The sequence below is a fragment of the Corynebacterium sp. c25Ua_89 genome (assembly GCF_047459735.1).
Lineage (GTDB): Bacteria > Actinomycetota > Actinomycetes > Mycobacteriales > Mycobacteriaceae > Corynebacterium > Corynebacterium simulans.
On record NZ_JASBOD010000007.1, the window covers coordinates 124,286 to 145,770 of the forward strand.

Here is a 21,485-nt window from a genome sequence, read left to right on the forward strand (position 1 = left end):
TATGACGGTTAACACCAAGACTCGGCGCCTTTTCGCCGCATTATTGGTGGCGTTCGTGACGCTAATGCTAGTCGTCGCGCCCTCTTCGCCGCTGAATAACTTGGTGACGCCCGAAGCCGAGGCACAGACCAGCAAGGGCTGGGCCACGAACGAGGCGACGTACAAGCAGTGCGGTTTCCGCAGTGGCACCGGTGAGGCCGCCAACTATGCGGACCAGCTGTGCTGGATCGACATGTCGGATCTCAATAACTCGGTCACCACCTACCCGAAGCCCGTGAAGAAGGATCTCGGCCGCTACGAGCTGACTTTCGACGTCATGTACGAGACAAAAGACGAACGCGGCTACGACCTAAACACTGATCCTTCCAAGCTGCGGACGTATTCCGGTCCGGTGGGTGACGGCGTCTTTGGCCGCAATGTAAACGACACCGACTACTTTGTCCCGCGTTCTGGTCAGGAGGCCATCCAGCCGAGCGTGGTGTGGGGTATAGGCACCGGAATTACGGCCGCATCGCAGCAGGCCACCCTGCGCTTTCGCAACATCAAGGTCAAGGATAAGTTCACCGGCCAATACGTGAGCAATTACCGCACCTCAATTGTTGATGCACAGGACACTCGTGGTTGGTCATTATTTACGGAAAACTTGACCATCGATGCCCCCGAGACGGGGCAGACCATTTTTCCGTACAAGCGTTTCACTCCGGGCGGTTATCGCTCCGCGTGCGATGCCAATAACAATTCCAGCAACGTCTTCGGCCCCGGCATCGAGGATTACTACAATCGCGGCGATAACACGCCGAAAGACTTCGTGTGCAAGGAATTCTCCATCAACACCGGCAAGGCCGGCTCCTACATTGTGGGCGGCGATGGCCTGACGAGCCTCGACGTCGGCTTCTTTACTCGCAACAACTTCCAAGGCGTTGCACTAGCCCTCAACATGGGCCGCATGACCGGTGACGTCGTCCAGCCGGATACCATGATGGAAAAGACCATCACGGGTCAAGAGACCAAGTTCGATTTCTCCATGGCCACCCGCTATGGCAGCACCGACACCAAGGTTCCGTGGCAAGGCGCGAACACCTACACCCAGGCGCTGCGCCGCATGTCCCCCGATGTGAACGGCAACGTTGCCGCCGATTCCATGGTGTTCAAGTCTGCTGCCACCGGCACGGAAAAGAGCAAGGCGCTGGCCCGCTATACGCCGACGTGGCGTTGCACCTTCGGTACCACGGATTACACCATCAAAGAAGGCTCCGTGCCCTCGGGATTCCAGCTCAACAACGATGCCGCGGCAGGTACCTCCGAGGTGGTCTATCAAAACAAGTACTCGGTTCCCATGTCCTGTACTGTCACGTGGACGCCAAAGTACCAATTCTCCGCGCTGACCCTACGCAAGACGGTCACCGGTACCGCGGCCGGCTTCGACGAGGTGCAGTCGCGCAAGTTCAACTTGGGCTACCGCTGCGCCGCCCCGACCGGCTACTCCGATGCTTACCCCACGATGAAGCTGGAGGATTCCCGTGATCTCGCCGCTGGTGATGATTACACCGTTGAAGGTCTGCCAGCCGGCGCGACTTGTACCTTGACGGAGAAGTTTGCTGATGGTGCTCCGCCTGCCCGTCCAGGTAAGGAACTGACCCTGACCTGGAAGGGCAACGGCACCTCCCAGAACACCGACGCCGTGCCCGTTGGTACTGTCACCCTGAAATCCGGTGTCAACGCCGCCGATCACTCGAACGACATCGAGGCAAACAACAACTATGACTACCGTCCCGGCACCGTCAACATCTCAAAGACCATCACCGGCGAACCCGTCAACGAGCTCGGCAGCCCGCGCGATTATTCTTTCTCGCTACGTTGTTTGACCACCAATTACAGTCAGCAATCCACGATCCAGGCCACGGGCACTGGGGATGAAATCGCCGGCGATACGAGCTTTAACAATGTCCCAGTCGAGCGCGATTGCGTGCTCAAGCCACTGTCTGGCCTTTCCGATTCCGAGGCCGAGCGCATTAGCTTCGACGGCCGCGATGTCTGGGTTGATGGCCAGCAAATTCAAGCCAACTCCGATGGCACCTACACCATCCGCCTGAAGGATTATCCGCAAGGTGGAACCCCGACTGTGTCCGATATTCGTATCGAGGCGCACTACTCTTACAAGACCCGCGACGTCCGCGTGATCAAGCAGTTGCGTGGACCAGGCAGCAGCTTGTTGGACGCGGGTACCACCTTCCCGGTGCACTATCGCTGCACCGACCCAAACGATGCCGCCTACAACCTCGAAGGCGACATGAACATCACCACTGACACCGCCAATCCGGTCAAGATCGAGGGCGTGCGCGTCGGTGCAGACTGCTACGTCTACGAATCCGGTAGCCCCTCGCAGCAGAACGTCACGCTTGACCGCACCACGGTCTCCGCGTCCGATTCTTCTGACGTGGTGACCACCCTCAACAATGAGGAAGCAAAGACCACCCCGGTTTTGACCGTGAACAAATCCACGGATACCAACCAGAACCGCGTTTCTGTGTCGAACCACTACCTCAATAAAACGGGCACGGTCGATTTGACCAAGCTCGTTAACAATTCCGTCAACGGCGCTAACCTGCCTGCTGACTACGAGCTTTCCTTCCGCTGTGGTACCCGCACGGTAGAGACGACGAGCGATAACTATGTTCCTGTCGACCTCACTGGTACTGTCCGTTTAGCCGATGGGCAGACCGAACGTCTCGTCGCCGAGGTCTCCGATCCCACGATTGCGGGGCTGGTTAATGACCGCGACGGTGCGATGGGCGTGCCCTATGGCAATGAATGTACGTTCTCTGAAACCACTCCTTCGACTGGCAACGGCGTTCTGTGGTCAACCGATGCCAAGGAGCAGACTTTTACAGTCGATTCTGACTCTGAGTCCGTTAGCCTGACCAATACCTTCGAACCCGCCGGTAAGGGCATCACCATTACCCAGTCTGAGGCAGGCGTCGACGAGTTCTTCCGCGACGTCGACTACGAATTGACCTGTACCGCCGACGACGGCAGCCCCTTGGACCTAGGCCAGTACGCCACTATCACCCTGGGGCCCGATAACCCGAAGGAGACCGTGCCAGCCACCGTCGTGACGTCGGGAAGCACGTGCCAATTGGTCGAATCCGACAGCAACCGTGAAGACGGCAAACGCAATGGCTACGCCATCGACCGTGATTCCAACATTTCAGTCGATGGCGAGTCTCAGACCTTCAACGACGAAGCTCGCATCGATTCTGGTGAGTTCATCGTCGGCGATTCCACCATTGCACAGGTAACCCACACCTACGACTACCAAGATGTCACCGTGGCTGTGACCAAGCAGGTCGACTTTGCCAATGAGGCTTACTTCTCCAAGGCCCGCAAGGACGTCAAGTACAACCGTCAATTCGACTTCACGATGAAGTGCACGCCACCCGGTGGCGGCAGCGTCATCACTGTCTCCGGTAAGGTCAGCTCCCCGCAATCTGATGATGCGGCTAGCCAGTCCTTGAGCTTTGATAACATTCCGGACGGTTCCGAGTGCGTTGCGGCAGAAGGTGAGACCACTGCTGCCGAGGGCATCACTTTCACCCAGGAAGTAAAAGTCGGGGACGCTACAGGCGATCGCTCCCTGAACTTCGACGTCAGAGGCAACCAAGACGTGAAGTTGGTCAATACCTATACCCGTCAGCTGGCAGAGGTGAACCTGGACAAGGTTGCTAACACGCCAGTCGACGTCCAGGCAGCTTATGGCTCAAACTGGAAAGACCAGTTCTATACCCACAACTTTGCATTGGTCTGCCGTGACCCAGAAGGGCCTATCGATGGTTCGGGCAAGCTGGGAATCTTCCCGGTCAACAGCACCATTCAGGGACCTGGCTCTACCAGTTTTGCTGATATCCCGGTCGGCGCGGAATGCGAACTGACCGGTGACAAGTTTGGTCAGCTCAACTTGACCCAGACCGCGCCGGACGGCATGGAACTGGAAACGCACATGCGTCCAAGCAAGGTGCAGTGGCGTCTGCAGCGCGACGAGGGCATGACCTACACGGATACCGATCTCGCAGATGGTGAGACCACCTCGCAGAAGTTCATGATTGAGGACGACATCTCCGATGGAGGCCTGGGCAACAAGGTCGAACTGGTCAACTTCTATGAATTCGTGAAGTCGCCCATCAAGATGAGTAAGAAGATCGTCGCCAATGCGGACGACCTTCAGGTGCTGCGCGAGGCCAACCCAGAGTTCCGCTTCGACTACCAGTGCCAGGGCGTGGGCTATTCCATCTCTAACGTGGGGCTGCCTACCAGTTTGAATGCGGGCGATACCACTGCCTTCCCGGATGGCACGTTGACCTTCACCTCGGACGAGGTTGAGGTTCCTTCCGGTGCTTGGTGTACCTTCACGGAGCTCGCTCCTTCTGCCACACCAGAAGCTTTGGAGTGGAAGCAGGACCCACGTGAGGTCGACAAGCGCGTCGGTGAAGAGGGCCAACCGGCGGTTTCCTATGACTTCACCAACACCTACACGCGCCGCACCGTCCCCGTGTCCTTCGCGGCGCTGCAGGATGGCTACCTCGGTGGTCTGAGCAACAATAGCTATGACTATAAGGTCAGCTGTACTGCTCCGGGCTTTGATAGCCAAACGTTGAGCTTCGACGTCAAAAGAGCTAACTCGAGTGCGACGGTGGCTGACGCCAGTGCACCTTCGGGTGGCAAGGTTGTAAACCTGCCGGTGGGCTATGACTGCACCTTGGATGCAAGTGGTTCCTCGGCCCTACGCGAGCGCGTGCAGTTAGAAGTGACCGCGGGCACGCGTTCTCCGTACATGACTTTCGCGACGTGGACGAAGGAGGGCGCCGCAGCCGATAACCCGGATGTAAAGCCTGCAGATATTCCACTCGACAAAGTCACCAGTGACTTGAAGAAATACACCTACGATTTTAGGCTGGATAGCGCGCTGCGCTCTGAGACGGGTGCTCCGGTGTTGACCATCGCCGGTGAGGCGATGCATCCGCGCGATAGCGTTGAGGTCACCTTCACTAAGCAATCTGTTGGCGCGGCAGGAGAGGGGCGGACCTTCGAGTTCTCCTCGAGCTGTGGTGAGACATTCACTTTGAAGTCTGGCCAGTCGCATACGTTGAGTGACATCGAAGTTGATCAGAACTGCACCATCGGCGAGGTCATGAATCAAGATTCTGCGTCTCCGGTTGTCTCTGTGGGTGAGACCGGACCGCGCCTGGGTAATGTGAAGGCGAATAACTCCATCGATCCGACTACCCACACGGTGACTACTGGCGAGTGGTCCTTCGATATCCTGCCGGTAGCGAAGGCCAGCGATATGTCCACTTCGGGCAGCAAGTGGGAACTGACCGGTATCAATACCTTCCCTGGGGTCAACATCACCAAGAAGATTGATGGCGCACCTATCAGTGCGGTCAGCGGAACGGTGGCCGATACCGCGGTGCTTCCCGACGACGCCACGACCATGCGCTTCAATTACACCTTGGAGAACAACGGAGCGATGCCGCTGACTGACCTTAAGCTCACCGAGGCGGAGTTGGCTGGCCGCACTGTGGTGGCCGCTGATGGATCCGAGTACGTGGTTCCGGAAGGCGGCGCGATTCCTACTGAGGTTTGTGCCCCAGGCGATCTCGCCGTAGGGGCATCCACCACCTGCAGCTTCGACGTGAAGATCACGGAGTCGACGAAGGATAACTTCTACTACCGCGGCAAGGTTACTGTGACGGCGCTGGGCAATAACATCCTCGTCTCCGACGACGATAGCTACGGTGCTCTGCGTCTGAAGGAAGGCCTCGGCTTCCTGCTGCCGGATACCGGCCGTCAGACCCTGGTGTGGGCGCTGCTGATCGGCCTCATTCTGCTGGCAATTGGTATGGCTTTGTACCTGCGTAATCGCAACGGCGAAGAAACCGACGGCGAAGAAACCGATGGCGAAGACTAAGCCGAAGAAGAACCAGTCACGCAAGAAGAAAAGCTCGCTGTGGCTGGTTATCCTCGGTATCTTGGTGCTGCTGTATCCGATTGTTGCCACGCAGTACAACGATTGGCAGTTGCAGCGCCAGGCTGAGGATTATCGGCGTGCTATCGAACGCATCGACCCGCCCGCCCAGCGAGAGGCCTACGTGCAGCAGGCACATGAGTACAACGATTGGTTGGCGGAGCAAGGCCATCATGCTTTCCCACCGAATCCTTCTTCACCGGGTTTTGAGCGCTACATGAAAACGCTCAATGCCCCAGAGGCTGGGGGCGCGATTGCGCGACTTCGCATTCCTGCAATCAACGTCGATCTTCCCGTGCGGCATACGACGGCCCCTGCTGTGCTTTACGACGGCGCGGGACACATGTTTGGTTCCTCACTGCCGGTGGGAGGTAAGGGAACCAATGCCGTTATTTCTGCACACACCGGCATGGTGGACGCGTCGATGTTTGATAACTTGCCGCGACTCAAGGACGGCGAAATCGTCACCATCGAGGTGATGGGCGAGTTGCTGCATTACAAGGTCGTGGGCCGCGAGGTGGTCAAACCTGATAAGTACGATGCGGTGACTTATGAGCCTGACAAGGATCAGATCACGCTGATCACCTGCACCCCGTACGGCATCAACACGGATCGCCTGCTCGTGCATGCAGAACGCGTGTACATGGAGGCAAATGATGAGGAGACAGGTTGGCGCCCGAAGTTGTCGTGGTGGATGATTGCCGCGCTTAGCATCATCGCCATCTCTTTGCTCATCATCATCTATCTGGAATGGCGTCGCCGCCGACGTAAGCAAGCCCGTGAGGAACGTCAGGCTAGGAAGCGGGCGGCCGCCGATGGTAGTATGAGCAGCTCAGATTAAGAAAAACAGCTACTTAGCGTTAGTGCGAGGAAACCAACTTCATGGCACGTTTTATTGACCGCGTCGTTCTTCACCTGCAGGCCGGCGACGGAGGCCACGGATGCTCTTCGGTGCACCGTGAAAAATTTAAGCCGTTGGGTGGTCCAGACGGAGGCAATGGCGGCCACGGAGGAGACATCCTGCTGGAGGTTTCCACGCAGGTTCACACCCTGATGGACTTCCACTACCGTCCGCACCTGAAGTCCGGCCGCGGAAACAACGGTGCTGGTGACTGGCGCAATGGTGCTCGCGGCGAGGATCTCATCCTCGAGGTCCCGGCCGGCACCGTGGTCTACTCCGAGGACGGTGAGATGCTGGCGGACCTCACGGTTCCCGGCACCCGTTTTGTAGCCGCTGAAGGCGGCTTTGGCGGCCTCGGTAATGCTGCGCTAGCTTCTGCTGCCCGCAAGGCACCAGGCTTTGCGTTGCAAGGCGAGCCGGGCGAGGCCCGCGATCTGGTGTTGGAGCTTAAATCCATGGCAGATGTCGGCCTCGTCGGTTTCCCATCGGCCGGCAAGTCTTCCCTAATTTCCGTGCTTTCTGCGGCCAAGCCAAAGATTGGTGATTATCCGTTTACCACCCTGCAGCCGAACCTCGGCGTGGTGGACATGGGCTTTGAGTCCTTCACCATGGCCGATGTTCCGGGCCTTATCCCGGGCGCCGCTGATGGCAAGGGCTTGGGCCTAGACTTCCTGCGCCACATCGAGCGCACCGCGGTGCTGGCTCACGTCGTTGACGTTGCATCCTTGGAGCCGGGCCGCGACCCGCTTTCCGATATTGAGGCGCTCGAGGAGGAACTGGCAAAGTACCAAGAACTGCTGGACCAGGACACCGGCTTGGGTGATCTGCGGCAGCGCCCACGCATCATTATCTTGAACAAGGCGGATATCCGGGAGGCGGAAGAACTGGCCGAGTTCGTCAAACCCGAGCTGGAGGAGAAGTACGGTTGGCCCGTCTTCATCATTTCTGCGGTGGCACGCAAGGGCCTCGATCCGCTCAAGTACAAGCTGCTTGAGATGGTCAAGGAGCACCGTCGCGCACAGCCGAAGGTCAAGGCGGATAAGAACCACACCATCATCCGCCCACGTGGCGAGCGTAAGTCGGGCTCCCACGCTGACTTCACCGTGCGCCCTGATCCCGAGCTTGCCGGCGCCTTCGTGGTGGAGGGCGACAAGATCGAGCGCTGGATTGTGCAAACCGACTTCGAAAATGATGAAGCCATCGGCTACCTCGCTGACCGCTTGGCCAAGGCCGGTGTGGAAGATGAGCTGTTCAAGCAGGGCGCTGTTGAGGGCTGCCCGGTGACCATCGGCGGCATCACCTTCGAATGGGAGCCGATGACTGGCGGCCGTGCCACGGATGCCGGCCGCGGCTTCGACGGTCGCCTCGGCGGCACCGAGCGTGTTTCTGCCGCTGAGCGTAAGCGTGCTTCGCAGGCTCGCCGCGGCCTCATCGACGAGTATGACTTTGGCGATGACGAGAAGGTCACCCGCGAGCAGGCGAACCGGGACCGCTGGCAGGGCTAGTACAATGGGCGGCCATGTCTTCGCAACAAGATTTTCCGCTAACCCAAAAACCTTATTCCGGGCCCACGGTTGACACCCCCTTTCCGGAACCGTTGCATGAAAACCCCACGGCGTCCGGCTTTGATTCACCGCTGCGCCAGCGCATCGCGCACGCCAAGCGCGTAGTCATCAAGATTGGTTCCTCGTCGCTGACGGATGAGGACTTCTTGGTCTCCCAGGAGCGCATCGACCACATTGTGGACGCGGTGCACGCCCGCATGGGCATCTCCGATGTCATCCTGGTCTCCTCCGGTGCGGTGGCCGCCGGCATGGGCCCGCTGGGGCTTAATCGCCGGCCGACTGATCTGGCCACCAAGCAGGCCGCGGCGTCTGTGGGCCAGGTGCATCTGGCGTACGAGTGGGGCCGGTCTTTCGCCCGCTATGACCGCACGGTGGGCCAGGTGCTGCTCACCGCCTCGGATACGGGGCACCGGGACCGCGCCCGCAACGCGCAGCGCACCATCGATCGGCTGCGCCAGCTGCGCACCATTCCCATTGTCAATGAGAATGACACGGTGGCGACCTCGGAGATGCACTTCGGGGACAATGACCGGCTCTCCGCCTTGGTGGCCAATCTGATGGGCGCGGACGCGCTGTTCCTGTTCTCTGATGTCGATGGCCTCTATGACAAGAACCCGGCGGAGCCGGACGCCCGCTTCATCGATGAGGTGCGCACGGGCAAAGACCTGAAAGGGGTCGAGGCCGGTGAGTCCGGCAACGTCGGCACCGGTGGTATGGCCACGAAGGTCTCGGCCGCGCGCCTGGCCACCCGCGGCGGAATCCCGGTGCTGCTGACGTCGACGGATAACATTGGCCCTGCTCTTGCCGATGCCTCCGTGGGCACCGTCTTCCACACCCGCGAAGAGCGCAAGCTGTCTGCCTGGAAGTTCTGGGCGCTCTACTGCGCCGATACCGGTGGGGCGGTGCGCCTGGACGCTGGCGCCATGCAGGCGGTCACCAAGGGCGGCAATTCGCTCCTGGCGGTTGGCATCACTGAGGTCATCGGTGAATTCTCCCGCGGGGAAATCATCGACATCATGGGCCCGGAAGGTGAGGTCATCGGCCGCGGCGAAGTACGTTTTGATTCCGCGGAGCTGCGGGGCATCCTGGGCAAGCAGATGGAGGAGCTGCCGGAATACCAGCGCCGCAGCGTTGTCCACGCCGACTACCTATCGAACTACGCCTCCCGAATCTAGACACTAGAAGCCAGAGAAACCCCAGGAGAAGACCATGAAATACGCCATGTTCCCGGAACAATGGGAAGAATCCGTCGAGACCTTGCGGGGAGCTGGCCATGAGCTCGCGGAGCTTTCCGATGCCGATTTCCTCATCTACAACGGCGACGGCTCGGACTTCCCGTTGCCACTGCCGGAGAGCATCAAGTTCGTGCAGATTTCGTCTGCAGGCGTAGACCATCTGCTCGACGTCATGAAGGAGACCGACGTTATCTGGTCCAACGCCGCTGGAGTATTCGATAACACCGTGGCGGAATCCACCATCGCGCTGCTGCTCGCGCAGCTGCATGCCCATCGCTATGTCAACGACACCTTCTCCAACTACGAGGAAGTGCAGGATCACAAGTCCTACCTGCACGAGGACAAGACTGTGGCGATCATCGGCGCCGGCGGCATCGGCAAGCGGCTCATTACGATGTTCTCTGGTTTTGGCCCGCGCATCATCGCCGTAAACCGGTCCGGCAACGCGGTTCCAGGCGCGGATGAGACCTATCCCATCTCCGAGGTGGACAAGGTCTGGCCTGAGGCCGACTACTTTGTGCTCATCGCGCCGCTTACCCCGCAGACCCACCACATGGTCGACAAAGACGTGTTTGCCCAGATGCCGAATCACGCGGTGGTGGTCAACGTGGGCCGTGGCCCACTCATCAGCACCGAGGATCTTTTGGCAGCGCTGGACTCTGGCGAGATTGCCGGCGCAGCGCTCGACGTCACTGAACCGGAGCCGCTCCCGGATGATCACCCGCTGTGGAAGGACCCGCGGGTGGTCATTACACCGCACATTGCCAATACCCTTAACTCGACGCGCCGCCACTTGGGAGCACACACCGCAAAGGTGGCTGCGGCCTTTGAGGCTGGCGAGGAAATTCCTACCCGTGTGGATCCGAACGCTGGATATTAAAGTGTAAAGGCATGGACAAAGACATTCGCGTGGGAGACGCCGAACGCCACAATGCGCTAGACCTCCTCAGCACCCACTTCGCTAACGGTCTCATCGACATCAACGAGTTCGAAGACCGCACAGGAAAGGCGGCTGTTGCGCGTACCCGCGGCGAGATCGCTTCCCTCTTTGAGGACCTTCCTGACAATCCAATTGCAGAGGCCGTCTCGTTCAAGGAATCGGAAGCGCAGGCCGAACTCGACCGGCTGCAGCGCCGCGGAGGGTTAGTCCACCGAATCGATGCTGTCATTTGGTCAGTGACGATGATCCTCTTCTTCCTGGGGCTTTTCGTCTTCGATTGGGACTATTTCTGGCTTGTCTTCCCGATTGCAGGTTTCGCCTCGTGGGGTGTCAGGGAGGCGGTCAAGCTCTCCGACGACGACGAAAAACTCTATGAGGAATTGAAAAAGAAGGATGAAAAGGACTGGGCCGAGCGCCTACGTCTGGCAGCCGAGCGCCGCAAGGAGCTGGGGCAGTAGTCCGCGGGGGCCGCGGGGGGAGTGGCTGCGCGCTTGAGTTATAGCCACGCGTGACATCCAGCACGGATAACCATGCTGTTGGGGGTGAGTTTCTTTAAGAGGATGTTATTCAGCTTTAAAGTGACCTAAATAAAACCCGGGGGGGATCACTTTCGCGGGCACGTTTCGGATTGTAAGCTCATCCTAGTTCAATTTAGTCAAGCCTAAGTTAACTTGGCTATTGTTCGTGAGCAAAGGACTTTCTTTCATGACCCATTTCAACGTGCCCAAGTACTCCGTCCGCATTGCGGCAGCCACCCTGGCCATGCTCGCATCCGCGACTGCGTTGAGCGCGTGCAGCAGCAACGAAGACACCTCCGCGTCCACCGGCTCTACCGGCGCCGCGGGGGACACTGCTGTGACCATCACTGACGTCGCCGGCCGCGAGGTCACCTTCGACAAGCAGCCTGAGCGTATCCTTCTGGGCGAGGGCCGCGGGCTCTTCGCCACCTCGATTCTCAACCGCGAGGATCCGCTCGAGCACGTCGTGGCTCTGGGCAAGGACCTGCATGAGGCGGCTCCGAGCTTCGAGTCCAAGTTCGCCGAAACCAATGCGGCGTACAAGGATCTGCCGACCATCGGCAACATCGCCAAGGGCGACGTCACCGTGGAAAACCTGCTCGCGCAAAAGCCGGACGTCGTGGTCATGACGCTGGACCACAAGGAGGGTGCGGAAAAGACCGGCTTTCTGGACAAGATGGACCAGGCCGGCCTGAAGTATGTCTTCACCGATTTCCGCCAGAAGCCGCTGGAAAACACCCCGAAGTCCATGGAGGTCTTCGGCCAGCTCTTCGGTCACGAGGACAAGGCCGCAGAGTTCAACAAGTTCTATACCGGCAAGGTTGATGACATTAAGTCCCGCGCGGAAAAGGCAGGCAACAAGCCGCGCACCCTGGTCTGGAGCGCGGCGGGCCTGAAGGATTGCTGCTCCACGGTCAAGGACTCTAACCTAGGTGACCTGGTTAATGCCGCCGGCGGCGAGAACTTGGGCGATAGCCTGCTGGACACCGAGTCTGGAGACCTTACCGCAGAAAAGGTGCTCGCTGAGCAGCCGGAGCACATCATCGCCACCGGCGGCGCATGGGCCAAGAACCCGGAAAAGCCGGAGGTCCTGCCGCACGTGGAGATGGGTTACGCGGCCAAGGAAGAAAAGGCGCAGGAGACCCTCGAAGGCCTGCTGAAGACCCCGGGCTTCGAGCAGCTTGAGGCCCCAAAGGAAGGCAACTTCCACGCTGTCTACCACCAGTTCTACGATTCGCCTTTTAACATCTTCGCCTTGGAGCAGTTTGCCGTGTGGATGCACCCAGAAACCTTCAAGGACTTAGACCCAGAAAAGGACTTCGCCGAATTCCACAACAAGTGGCTGCCCATCGACTACAGCGGCGTTTTCTTCACTACCAAGAACACACACAAGCACTAGAAAATGGCACTTTTGACCTCTTCTGAGAGTTTGCAGACTGACCAGAAAACCGAAACCAAAACCGACACCCACCAGGTAATCGCCGAGTACCGCAGCAATAACTTCCGCAAGGTACTCATCATTGGCGCGCTGGTGCTGGCTGCCTTCGTAGCCTTCGTCATCGCCACGGTGGTCGGCCCGATTCACCTTTCCCCGATGGAGATGTTGCGTGGCATTTTCTCACCGGGCCAGGTGGATGAGACCACCCGCACGGTCCTGTGGAACCTGCGCCTGCCGGCGTCGGTTATGGCCGTGCTCATCGGCGCCGCACTGGCGCTATCCGGCGCGCATATGCAGACCATTCTGGATAACCCTTTGGCCGAGCCTTTCACCTTGGGTATTTCCGCCGCCGCGGCTTTTGGCGGCGCTGCCTCCATCGTGCTGGGCTGGACCGTGCTGGGAAATCCGCAGTTCAATCTCGCGGCCGTCGCTTGGCTGTCGGCTCTTGTGGCCGTGGCCATCGTCGCGGGTGCGGCGGTGTGGCGCGGCGCTAGTGCGGAGTCAATGATTCTGCTGGGTATCGCCCTCGTTTTCTTGTTCCAGGCACTGCTTTCGCTGATGCAATACAGCGCCTCGACTGAAGCCCTGCAGCAGATCGTCTTTTGGACCATGGGCTCCCTGCAGCGTGCGAATTGGATGTCCAACCTGATCATCGCAGTCACCTTGCTGGTTGCCATTCCTTTCACCATGCTCAACGCGTGGAAGCTCACGGCGCTGCGCCTTGGCGACGAGCGTGCGGCGGCCCTTGGCATCAACGTGCAAAAACTGCGCGTTCTAACCCTCGTGGTGGCTTCCTTGCTGGCCGCTAGCGCCGTGGCCTTCGCCGGAATCATCGGTTTCATCGGTTTGGTTGGCCCACACGTGGCCCGCTTATTGGTGGGCGAGGATCAGCGTTTCTTTGCGCCGGCCTCCATGGCGGCGGGCGCGATGCTGCTGGCGGGTGCCCATGCGGTATCCATCACCATCATCCCCGGCGTTGCCGTGCCCATCGGCATCATCACGGCGCTCGTTGGTGTTCCTTTCTTCGTGCTGCTTATCTTCACCAAGAGGAGGACAAAGTGCTGAAAGTAGAACAGGCATGCGTGAACTTTGGTAAACGGGAGGTGCTCAAAGGAGTTGACTTGCCCGAGCCTGAACCCTGCACCATCGTCGGACTTATCGGCCCCAACGCGGCGGGCAAGTCCACCTTGGTCAAGGCCATCGCCGGCATTCAGAAGCTGACTTCGGGCATCTGCGATACTGGTGGCGCCAACGTGGGCTACGTGCCGCAGGATCTTCTGACCAGCGCCTCGCTGACCGCCTTTGAATCGGTGGTCATCTCCGCTAAGCGCGGCTCCGTTAACGCCTTGGAATCGGCAGTGCAGGCACTCGAAAAGCTCGGCATCGTTCACCTCGCACACCGCTACGTTCACCAGCTTTCCGGCGGACAGCGCCAGCTCGTGGCCGTGGCGCAGATGCTGGCCCGCGAGCCAGACCTGATGCTCCTGGATGAGCCAACCTCCGCGCTCGACCTGCGCCACCAGGTGCATCTGCTGGATACCTTGCGCAAGGAGGTCTCCCGCGGGGCAGTGGCGTTGGTGGCTATCCACGATCTCAACCTGGCCGCGCGTTATTGCGACGAGCTGGTGGTTCTCCACGGCGGCCGCGTGCATGCCCACGGCACCCCGGCAGAGGTGCTGAACACCGAGCTGCTGGGTGAGGTCTATGGCATCCATGCCCGCGTCATCGATGATGAAGGCGTGCCCATGGTCTGTCCTGTCGAGGCTAGCTTCGGTAAGCTTGAGCCTTATGAGCCAACTCACTCGAGATGAAGAACGAGACCAAGTACTAAAGCTGGCGCGTCAGGCGAAGAAAGTTGCGCCGCAGTTCGCGCAGCTTTCCACCCCACGCAAGAACGAGATTCTTCTGCGCGCTGCTGAAAACCTGGTGGCCCGCACCCCTGAGATCCTCGAGGCCAATGAGCGCGACGTCGCCGCTGGCCGCGCGGCCGGGATGAATGATTCTTTAATCGACAGGCTCTCGCTCGACGCCGCGCGCGTCGAAGGTATCGCCGGCGGCCTGCGCCAGGTCGCCGCCCTGCAGGACCCAGTAGGGGAGGTACTGCGGGGCCACACCATGGACAACGGCATCCAGATGAAGCAGGTGCGCGTGCCGCTCGGCGTCATGGGCATGGTTTATGAGGCCCGTCCGAATGTCACGGTGGATGCCTTCGGCCTTGCGCTCAAGTCCGGCAACGTGCCGCTTTTGCGCGGTTCTAAGTCCGCACGCAACTCCAACGAGCAGCTCGTGGAGATCCTCCAGGACACCCTGGCGCACTTCGACCTTCCGCGCGAGGGCGTGCAGCTCCTGCCGTGCGAGAGCCACGATTCGGTGCAGGATCTCATCACGGCGCGCGGGCTTGTCGACGTCGTGATTCCCCGCGGTTCTGCTCGCCTCATCAATGCGGTGGTGGAGGGCGCTACCGTCCCCGCCATTGAGACCGGCACCGGCAACTGCCACTTCTACATCGATGCCAGCGCCGACCTCGACAAGGCCATCGCCATGGTTATAAACGGCAAGACCCGCCGCCCTTCGGTTTGTAACTCCACCGAGTGCGTGCTGCTGGACGCCGCGCTTGCCGACGCCGCGAAACTCCGCGTCATCACCTCCCTTCAGGAGGCGGGCGTGGTCATCCATGGCGAGGTCGCTGAGCTCGAGCAATTCGGCGTGGCCAATGCCGTGGAAGCAACCGACGAGGAATGGCGCGAGGAGTTCCTGAGCAACGACATCTGCGCCAAGGTAGTTGACGGCGTCGCTGGCGCCATCGCGCATATCGCCGAGTACACCACCGGCCACACTGAGGGCATCGCCGCTCAGGACGCCGATGTTCTGCTTAAGTTCGCCAACGAGGTCGATGCCGCCGCCGTCATGCTCAATGCCTCCACCGCCTTTACCGACGGCGAGGTTTATGGCATGGGCGCGGAGATCGGTATCTCTACCCAGAAGCTGCATGCCCGCGGCCCGATGGCTTTGCCGGAGCTGACCTCCACAAAGTGGATCCTGCAGGGCAGCGGTCAAACTCGACCTTAAAACATGCATCTATCTTTTTCTCGTTTCCTCTCTTCCCGAGGCCTGCCTTCCCAATCGCTGTCCTTCTTGGCTGCCTCCACAGTTGCTCTGGGCAGCGCCTTCGCAGTTGCCCCACATGCAGCAGCTGAGGAGAGCGCCTGCCCCGACGTCGTGGTGCTCGCCGCACGAGGCTCTGACCAGGACAAGGACCACGGCGAGTACTTCGGCCCGCAGCAATACTCGGAGCACTCCGCGCCCTCAAACGGCTACGAGGGCCCGAACCTCGCAGGCCTTTTCCACTTAGTAGAAAAGCGTCATCCGGGAACCATGGACCGCGTCTTCGTGCTGGCCATGGATGACAAGGCCTATCCGGCAGAAATGGACCTGCCGGCGCTGGCAGAAGACGGCGAGAACCTCAACCCGATTCAGACCGTGCAGCGCCTAGCGCTCATCGTGGGGCAGCACCCGCTCTACGAGCTCATTCCTTCTGTCTTGTTCGGCTTTATCAACAGCGTGCAAACCGGCATGGCCAATGCGCCCAAGGTGGTCCAAGACTACGAGGCGAGCACCGGCTGCGCACCGAAGTACATAACGGCTGGGTACTCGCAGGGCGCCATCATCACCACGAGTGCGGAAAAGTCCCTCCCGCGGCTGCATGCAGCCATTACGTTGGGAAACCCACTTTCCCTGCCGGGCGATCCCAACGTCATCGGCAGCCCAGCCCGCGGTGGCGGACTACTGGAATTGGCCCCAGCGCACATGCGTCCAGAAAGCGCGGTGTTGCCCGAGGGCCAGCGCTTGAACTACTGCCTGCGGGACGATTTCGCCTGCGACCTCTCGGTGGCGTCGGTAAGCGCGGCTCTATCCACCAAGGCCTCGCGGCATGCTTCCTATTTCACCCAGGCGCCCACGCCCGCCGATGAAAAAGTAGCCGATACCTTTGCAAGCTGGGTAGAAAGCGCACGTATAATCTCCACTCATGACTAGTCCACAGCGCATCGGAATCATGGGCGGCACCTTCGACCCCATCCACAACGGCCACCTCGTGGCGGCCAGTGAGGTGGCCTACCGCTTCCAGCTGGACCAAGTGGTCTTCGTACCCACCGGCCAGCCGTGGCAGAAGGCGGGGCGGGACGTCACCGCAGCTGAGCATCGCTACCTGATGACGATGGTGGCAACCGCCTCGAATCCGCGCTTTACTGTCTCCCGCGTCGACATCGACCGCGAGGGCCCCACCTACACCATCGATACCCTGCGTGACCTGCGCGAGCTTTTCCCCGATGCCGAGCTCTACTTCATTACCGGCGCCGATTCCCTGGCTTCGATCATGAGCTGGCGCGATTGGGAGGTCATGCTAGAGATGGCCAACTTCGTCGGCGTCACCCGCCCCGGCTACGAACTCAGCAAGGATATGCTGCCGCTGGGATCCCAAACCGGGATCGAACTCATCGAAATTCCCGCCATGGCCATTTCTTCCACCGATTGCCGCAAGCGCGCCGGGGAAGGCGAGCCGGTGTGGTACCTCGTGCCGGATGGGGTTGTGCAATACATCGCTAAGAACAATCTTTATGGGCCGAATCCTGATAAGCCTTTATAGAATTTGGGAAAAGAATTCACGGAAATAGCCAAACGCACCTCTTACGTGCGAAACTGGCAGAACTAAAAAGTATTCGAAGATATTTGGAAGATATTTGAAGGAAAGCACATGTCCGTTACTGATGTAGCCCGCAAGATGGCTGAAACCGCGGCGCACGCTGCTGACGAGAAGCTGGCCACGAACATCGTGGCTATCGACGTCTCTGACGTGCTTGCTATCACCGAGATCTTCGTGCTGGCATCCGCCGAGACCGAGCGCCAAGTGGCCTCCATCGTGGAGGAAATTGAAGACGAGCTGACCAAGCTTGGCCACGAGCCAAAGCGCCGCGAAGGCAACCGCGAAAACCGCTGGGTACTGCTGGATTACGGTCACATCGTCATCCACGTCCAGCGCAACGATCAGCGCGAGTTCTATGGCCTCGACCGCCTCTACCACGATTGCCCGATCCTGGAGATCGAGGGCATCGAGACCCCGGAGCGTCCGGGCGAGTGGTCCGACGAGGTTAACCTGCGCGAAGTTGAGTCCATCGACGAGATCCCACTGGCTCAGCCGGAGCCGGAAGAGGACGAGGAGTACTAAACCTTGTCGCGCCGCCTGCTTCTGATCCGCCACGGTCAGACCACTTATAACGCCACTGGCCGCATGCAGGGCCACCTGGACACGGAGCTGTCCGAGCTGGGGCTTGCACAGGCCAAGCAGGCAGCAGATCTGCTTGCGGAGCAAGGGATTTCCGCGATCGTGTGCTCGGATCTTTCCCGTGCCCGCGCCACCGCCGGCGTCATTGGTGAACGTTTGGGCCTGGAGCCTGTTGTCGACGCCCGCCTGCGCGAGACGCACTTGGGCAAGTGGCAGGGGATGTCCTCGGCGGAAGTAGATCGCGATTATCCCGGCGCCCGCGCCATCTGGCGTCACGATCCCACCTGGGCGCCGCCGGAGGGCGAGTCGCGGGTGGACGTCGCCAAGCGTGCGCGTCCCGTCATCGACGAGCTGATGCGTGATCCGGAACCGTGGGCCGAGGGCACCGTGTTGGTGGTGGGGCACGGCGGTGCGATTGCAGCGCTGACCTGCCACCTTTTGGGCCTGCGCCACGAGCAGTACTCCATCCTTTCGGGACTGAAGAACACCCACTGGTCCCAGCTGACCGCCCGCCCGGACTTTGATCCAGCGAATCCGCAGGCCTCCCTCGAGTTCACTGCGGGAAACGTGGAGGGCGCCAAGTGGTACTTCGACGGCTGGAACATGGGGGCAGGTAACTAGTGGCCGTTCGCATCGTCACTGATTCCGCCGCAGGGCTGCCGCCAGACATCGTGAAAAACCTGCAGATTCGAGTAATCGATTTGCACGTCATGGACGCAGCCGGCGAGCAATCTACCTCGGGTCTTACTGCGCTGGAGCTCGCGGCCGCTTACGGTCGCGAAATGGAACGCTCTACCGACGACGGCATTGTGGCCATCCATCTGTCCAAGGAACTTTCTTCCACCTGGTCTGCCGCGGTGACGGCTTCCGGCGTGTTTCCCGATACCGTCAAGGTGGTCGAGTCCGGCTCGGCGGGCATGGTGATTGGTGCCGCGGCGATGTCTGCGGCGACCTTGGCGCGCGATGGCGCCTCGCTTGAGGAGTGCTACGAGGCGGCGCTGGATACGATCAAGCGCGGCCGCACCTGGGTTTACCTCAACTCCACGGAGGAACTGCGCCGCTCCGGCCGCCTTTCTACCACCACGGCGATGCTCTCGACCGCGCTCCTAGCCACCAAGCCCATAATGTCCATCGTGGGCGGCAAGCTGGAGCTCGTAGGCAAGACCCGCACCCAGACCAAGGCTTTTACCAAGCTGGTCGATCTCATCGCCTCCCGCGCCGACGGCGAGCCCGTTTTCGTGGCATTGCAGCACAACGACGCCGAGGAGGCCGCCGAGCGCCTGCTCGAACTGCTCGAGATAGCCCTGCCGAAGGGCTCCTCCTTCATGGTCGAAGAACTCACCGAAGTCCTCGCCGTGCATGCCGGCCCAGGCGCCATCGGAGTTTCGGTGGTCTTTAGCAAGGAACCTCCTGAATCGTTGACACGTACAACAAGTTATCCACAGGTTTTTAAATTGCCTCTAGCGCATTAACTGCGCCGCCTTTTAGCGTCGAGGGCATGCCGCATATTAGCGATCGCCTTCGGGAACTAACCCGCCCCACCGGGGAAGAGGACCTGCTCAACGTCACCTATCCGCGCCCGCGCGTGCGCATTCCGCCGTGGCTTGCCTGCGCCATCGCGGTGTTGGTTGCTGCGGGCGTCTTGGCGTGGCTGGGTATTACGAGCCGGAACGATCCTTATGCGGTTTCCGCCTCCGAGGCTACGAGCAGCGCCGCTACACCGAGCTCCCTGGTGGTCTCCGTGGTGGGAGAGGTCGAAAACCCCGGCCTTGTCACGGTGGCGCCGGACGCCCGCATTGCCGACGCCCTCGACCACGCCCACCCGCGCCCCGGCGTGGACCTCCTCAACCTCAACCTGGCCAAACGGCTTAACGACGGCGAGCAAATCGTCGTCGGCCTGCCCGCACCCGCCCCAGCCCCGGGCGAGCCGCAGGAAGGCAGTCTGCTCAGCCTGAACTCCGCCACCAAGGAGCAGCTGATGGAGCTGAAAGGGGTAGGGGAGGTCACGGCGGTGTCCATTTTGAGCTTCCGTGAGGAATCTGGCGGTTTTACTTCCGTAGAGCAGCTGATGGAGATAAGCGGCATTGGGCCTGCAAAGTTCGAGGCGCTCAAAGACCAGGTGCAACTATGAGGCAGCTGCGCCTGCTGCCGGCCGCGTGTGCGGTGTGGCTGGCCACCCTGTTGAGTTTTCACGGCGCGTGGTGTTTTCTAGTTCCCCTCTTTTGCCTCGGCCTGTGGTTCTGGCAGTGCGGCCAGGCGGTGCTCACCACGGGCCTTAGCGCCTTGGCCATCGCCGTGACTAAGGTGCGCATTTCCCGCGCGGGACCGCTTGGCGACGTCCTGACCGGCACCGTCATCACCGAGCCCACCGAGGCGCGCTTTGGCTGGCTGCTGCGCCTGCGCGTGCCCGGCTATCCCTTTCAGGTACCTGTGTTTAGCGACGAACCCGCTCCAGCCGGGGCCCAAGTGACCGTGGACCATGGCACCATCACTTCGCTTACCCCGCCGGATTCTTTGGCCGCGCACGTGGCAGAGAACTTCCGCGATTTGGTCAGCATAAGCGTTGGCCCTTCCTCACAAGGCCTGCTGCCGGGCATGGTGCTGGGGGATACCACCTTGCAGACGGCGGCAGAAAAGCAGCTTTATATCGACACCGGGTTGTCACATTTGAGCGCGGTATCCGGTTCGAACGTGGCCATCGTGTGCAGCGCTGCCGCCTTGTTGGTGAAGGGGCCACGGCTGCGGGTCGCGGCGTCGCTAAGCGCATTGTGCATCTTCGTGGCTTTGGTGGGGTTTGAGCCTTCCGTTCAGCGCGCGGCCGTGATGGGCCTGGTGGGACTGCTCGCGGTTTTAAACTCCGCGCGCATGGAGCCGATGCATGGGCTCAGCCTGGCTATCATCGTGCTGCTTTTCATCGACAGCGAGTTGGCCAAGAACTTCGGGTTTGCGCTGTCGGTGGCGGCGACCGCCGGAATCGTGGCGCTCTCGCCGCTGCTTTATCGTCACCTGGCGGTGATTGGATGGCCGGATATCTTCGTCCGCGCGCTCGCCGTGGCAATTGCGGCCGACCTCGTGACGATGCCGATCATCGCTCTGATGTCCGGCAAGGTATCGGTGGTCTCGGTACTTGCAAACGTGCTGGTTGCTCCCGCGACTGCTCCCGTGACCATCCTGGGATTGCTGGCAGCCCTCTTCGCGCAGCTGGGCCCGCTTTCCGTGTTGGGCGCCGGGGTACTGCGCTTAGCCGAGCCTTTTACCTGGTGGATCAACACCATCGCCCGCGGCTGCGCGGCCTTGCCGGTCAGCACCGTTGACGCTAGCCCTTTCCTGGTGTTGCTGGGCTACGGCTGGATAGTGGCGGGCATCCTCTACAAACGCCCGTTGCTCACACTTGCCTGCGTGGTTGCATTCCTGTGGCCGAGGCACATTGATACCCCGCAGGAACCGATACATGTGGTGGCCACCGAGGAAGACATCGAGCCCATTCCACCGGGCACACGCAGCATCATTGTTACGCAAGATTCGCCTCCCGATTACCCCACGCGCACAGCAGATGGAATCGCAGTTTTCTACCGCTAGAATTGC

At 60.4% G+C, this 21,485-nt stretch carries 17 protein-coding genes; all 17 read left to right on the plus strand.

Annotated features, from left to right (window positions below; translation table 11 throughout):
- Position 1 precedes the first annotated feature (1 nt).
- The 17 genes from QKB66_RS10880 to QKB66_RS10960 all read left to right on the plus strand — a co-directional run bounded on the left by QKB66_RS10880 (position 2) and on the right by QKB66_RS10960 (position 21,479).
- A complete protein-coding gene (locus QKB66_RS10880) occupies positions 2-5,965 on the plus strand; it encodes a DUF5979 domain-containing protein (protein ID WP_414253281.1) in 5,964 nt (1,987 codons plus the stop codon).
- Positions 5,952-6,863, plus strand: coding sequence for a class C sortase (locus QKB66_RS10885; protein WP_414253282.1), 912 nt, complete (start codon positions 5,952-5,954; stop codon positions 6,861-6,863). Before QKB66_RS10880 ends, QKB66_RS10885 begins: the two co-directional genes overlap by 14 nt.
- 41 nt (positions 6,864-6,904) lie before the next feature.
- Positions 6,905-8,428 carry a GTPase ObgE gene (gene obgE, locus QKB66_RS10890; protein WP_311518446.1) on the plus strand — a complete coding sequence of 508 codons (1,524 nt, stop codon included), beginning with the start codon at positions 6,905-6,907 and terminating at the stop codon, positions 8,426-8,428.
- A 14-nt stretch (positions 8,429-8,442) separates the two neighbouring features.
- Entirely contained in the window at positions 8,443-9,663 is a 1,221-nt protein-coding gene (gene proB, locus QKB66_RS10895; RefSeq protein WP_248092983.1) for a glutamate 5-kinase, read from the plus strand.
- A gap of 34 nt (positions 9,664-9,697) precedes the next feature.
- Positions 9,698-10,603, plus strand: coding sequence for a D-isomer specific 2-hydroxyacid dehydrogenase family protein (locus QKB66_RS10900; RefSeq protein ID WP_248092984.1), 906 nt, complete (start codon positions 9,698-9,700; stop codon positions 10,601-10,603).
- Between the two features lie 11 nt (positions 10,604-10,614).
- On the plus strand, positions 10,615-11,121 hold the full coding sequence (locus QKB66_RS10905) for a DUF1707 SHOCT-like domain-containing protein (protein ID WP_414253283.1): 507 nt from the start codon (positions 10,615-10,617) through the stop codon (positions 11,119-11,121).
- A gap of 247 nt (positions 11,122-11,368) precedes the next feature.
- Positions 11,369-12,580 (plus strand): ABC transporter substrate-binding protein, encoded by a 1,212-nt coding sequence (locus QKB66_RS10910; protein WP_414253284.1) that lies wholly within the window; start codon positions 11,369-11,371, stop codon positions 12,578-12,580.
- Positions 12,581-12,583: 3 nt separating this feature from the next.
- A complete protein-coding gene (locus QKB66_RS10915) occupies positions 12,584-13,684 on the plus strand; it encodes a FecCD family ABC transporter permease (RefSeq protein ID WP_248092987.1) in 1,101 nt (366 codons plus the stop codon).
- Positions 13,678-14,430, plus strand: a complete 753-nt coding sequence (locus QKB66_RS10920; RefSeq protein ID WP_414253285.1) for an ABC transporter ATP-binding protein — start codon at positions 13,678-13,680, stop codon at positions 14,428-14,430. The genes QKB66_RS10915 and QKB66_RS10920 overlap by 7 nt, the downstream gene beginning before the upstream one ends.
- On the plus strand, positions 14,408-15,688 hold the full coding sequence (locus tag QKB66_RS10925) for a glutamate-5-semialdehyde dehydrogenase (RefSeq protein WP_070433011.1): 1,281 nt from the start codon (positions 14,408-14,410) through the stop codon (positions 15,686-15,688). Before QKB66_RS10920 ends, QKB66_RS10925 begins: the two co-directional genes overlap by 23 nt.
- 3 nt (positions 15,689-15,691) lie before the next feature.
- Positions 15,692-16,654: a hypothetical protein gene (locus QKB66_RS10930; protein ID WP_311518443.1), complete on the plus strand. Its 963-nt coding sequence runs from the start codon at positions 15,692-15,694 to the stop codon at positions 16,652-16,654.
- The gene (gene nadD, locus QKB66_RS10935; RefSeq protein ID WP_070732377.1) at positions 16,647-17,264 is read left to right on the plus strand and encodes a nicotinate-nucleotide adenylyltransferase; all 618 of its coding nucleotides are present in this window, start codon (positions 16,647-16,649) and stop codon (positions 17,262-17,264) included. Before QKB66_RS10930 ends, nadD begins: the two co-directional genes overlap by 8 nt.
- Positions 17,265-17,372: 108 nt before the next feature.
- Complete coding sequence (gene rsfS, locus QKB66_RS10940) at positions 17,373-17,843, plus strand: ribosome silencing factor (RefSeq protein WP_061924072.1); 471 nt, start codon at positions 17,373-17,375, stop codon at positions 17,841-17,843.
- A 3-nt stretch (positions 17,844-17,846) separates the two neighbouring features.
- Positions 17,847-18,521, plus strand: a complete 675-nt coding sequence (locus QKB66_RS10945) for a histidine phosphatase family protein (RefSeq protein ID WP_248092990.1) — start codon at positions 17,847-17,849, stop codon at positions 18,519-18,521.
- Positions 18,521-19,372: a DegV family protein gene (locus tag QKB66_RS10950; RefSeq protein ID WP_248092991.1), complete on the plus strand. Its 852-nt coding sequence runs from the start codon at positions 18,521-18,523 to the stop codon at positions 19,370-19,372. Before QKB66_RS10945 ends, QKB66_RS10950 begins: the two co-directional genes overlap by 1 nt.
- 26 nt (positions 19,373-19,398) lie before the next feature.
- Positions 19,399-20,031 (plus strand): helix-hairpin-helix domain-containing protein, encoded by a 633-nt coding sequence (locus tag QKB66_RS10955; RefSeq protein ID WP_414253286.1) that lies wholly within the window; start codon positions 19,399-19,401, stop codon positions 20,029-20,031.
- Positions 20,028-21,479 (plus strand): ComEC/Rec2 family competence protein, encoded by a 1,452-nt coding sequence (locus tag QKB66_RS10960; RefSeq protein ID WP_414253287.1) that lies wholly within the window; start codon positions 20,028-20,030, stop codon positions 21,477-21,479. Before QKB66_RS10955 ends, QKB66_RS10960 begins: the two co-directional genes overlap by 4 nt.
- Positions 21,480-21,485: the final 6 nt, after the last annotated feature.

Coding starts and splice junctions, on each gene's coding strand:
- QKB66_RS10880 (WP_414253281.1), top strand. CDS start 2: ATGACGGTTAACACCAAGACTCGGCGCCTTTTCGCCGCATTATTGGTG.
- rsfS (WP_061924072.1), top strand. CDS start 17,373: ATGTCCGTTACTGATGTAGCCCGCAAGATGGCTGAAACCGCGGCGCAC.
- QKB66_RS10915 (WP_248092987.1), top strand. CDS start 12,584: ATGGCACTTTTGACCTCTTCTGAGAGTTTGCAGACTGACCAGAAAACC.
- QKB66_RS10905 (WP_414253283.1), top strand. CDS start 10,615: ATGGACAAAGACATTCGCGTGGGAGACGCCGAACGCCACAATGCGCTA.
- QKB66_RS10885 (WP_414253282.1), top strand. CDS start 5,952: ATGGCGAAGACTAAGCCGAAGAAGAACCAGTCACGCAAGAAGAAAAGC.
- obgE (WP_311518446.1), top strand. CDS start 6,905: ATGGCACGTTTTATTGACCGCGTCGTTCTTCACCTGCAGGCCGGCGAC.
- QKB66_RS10955 (WP_414253286.1), top strand. CDS start 19,399: ATGCCGCATATTAGCGATCGCCTTCGGGAACTAACCCGCCCCACCGGG.
- QKB66_RS10925 (WP_070433011.1), top strand. CDS start 14,408: ATGAGCCAACTCACTCGAGATGAAGAACGAGACCAAGTACTAAAGCTG.
- QKB66_RS10930 (WP_311518443.1), top strand. CDS start 15,692: ATGCATCTATCTTTTTCTCGTTTCCTCTCTTCCCGAGGCCTGCCTTCC.
- nadD (WP_070732377.1), top strand. CDS start 16,647: ATGACTAGTCCACAGCGCATCGGAATCATGGGCGGCACCTTCGACCCC.
- proB (WP_248092983.1), top strand. CDS start 8,443: ATGTCTTCGCAACAAGATTTTCCGCTAACCCAAAAACCTTATTCCGGG.
- QKB66_RS10900 (WP_248092984.1), top strand. CDS start 9,698: ATGAAATACGCCATGTTCCCGGAACAATGGGAAGAATCCGTCGAGACC.
- QKB66_RS10910 (WP_414253284.1), top strand. CDS start 11,369: ATGACCCATTTCAACGTGCCCAAGTACTCCGTCCGCATTGCGGCAGCC.
- QKB66_RS10960 (WP_414253287.1), top strand. CDS start 20,028: ATGAGGCAGCTGCGCCTGCTGCCGGCCGCGTGTGCGGTGTGGCTGGCC.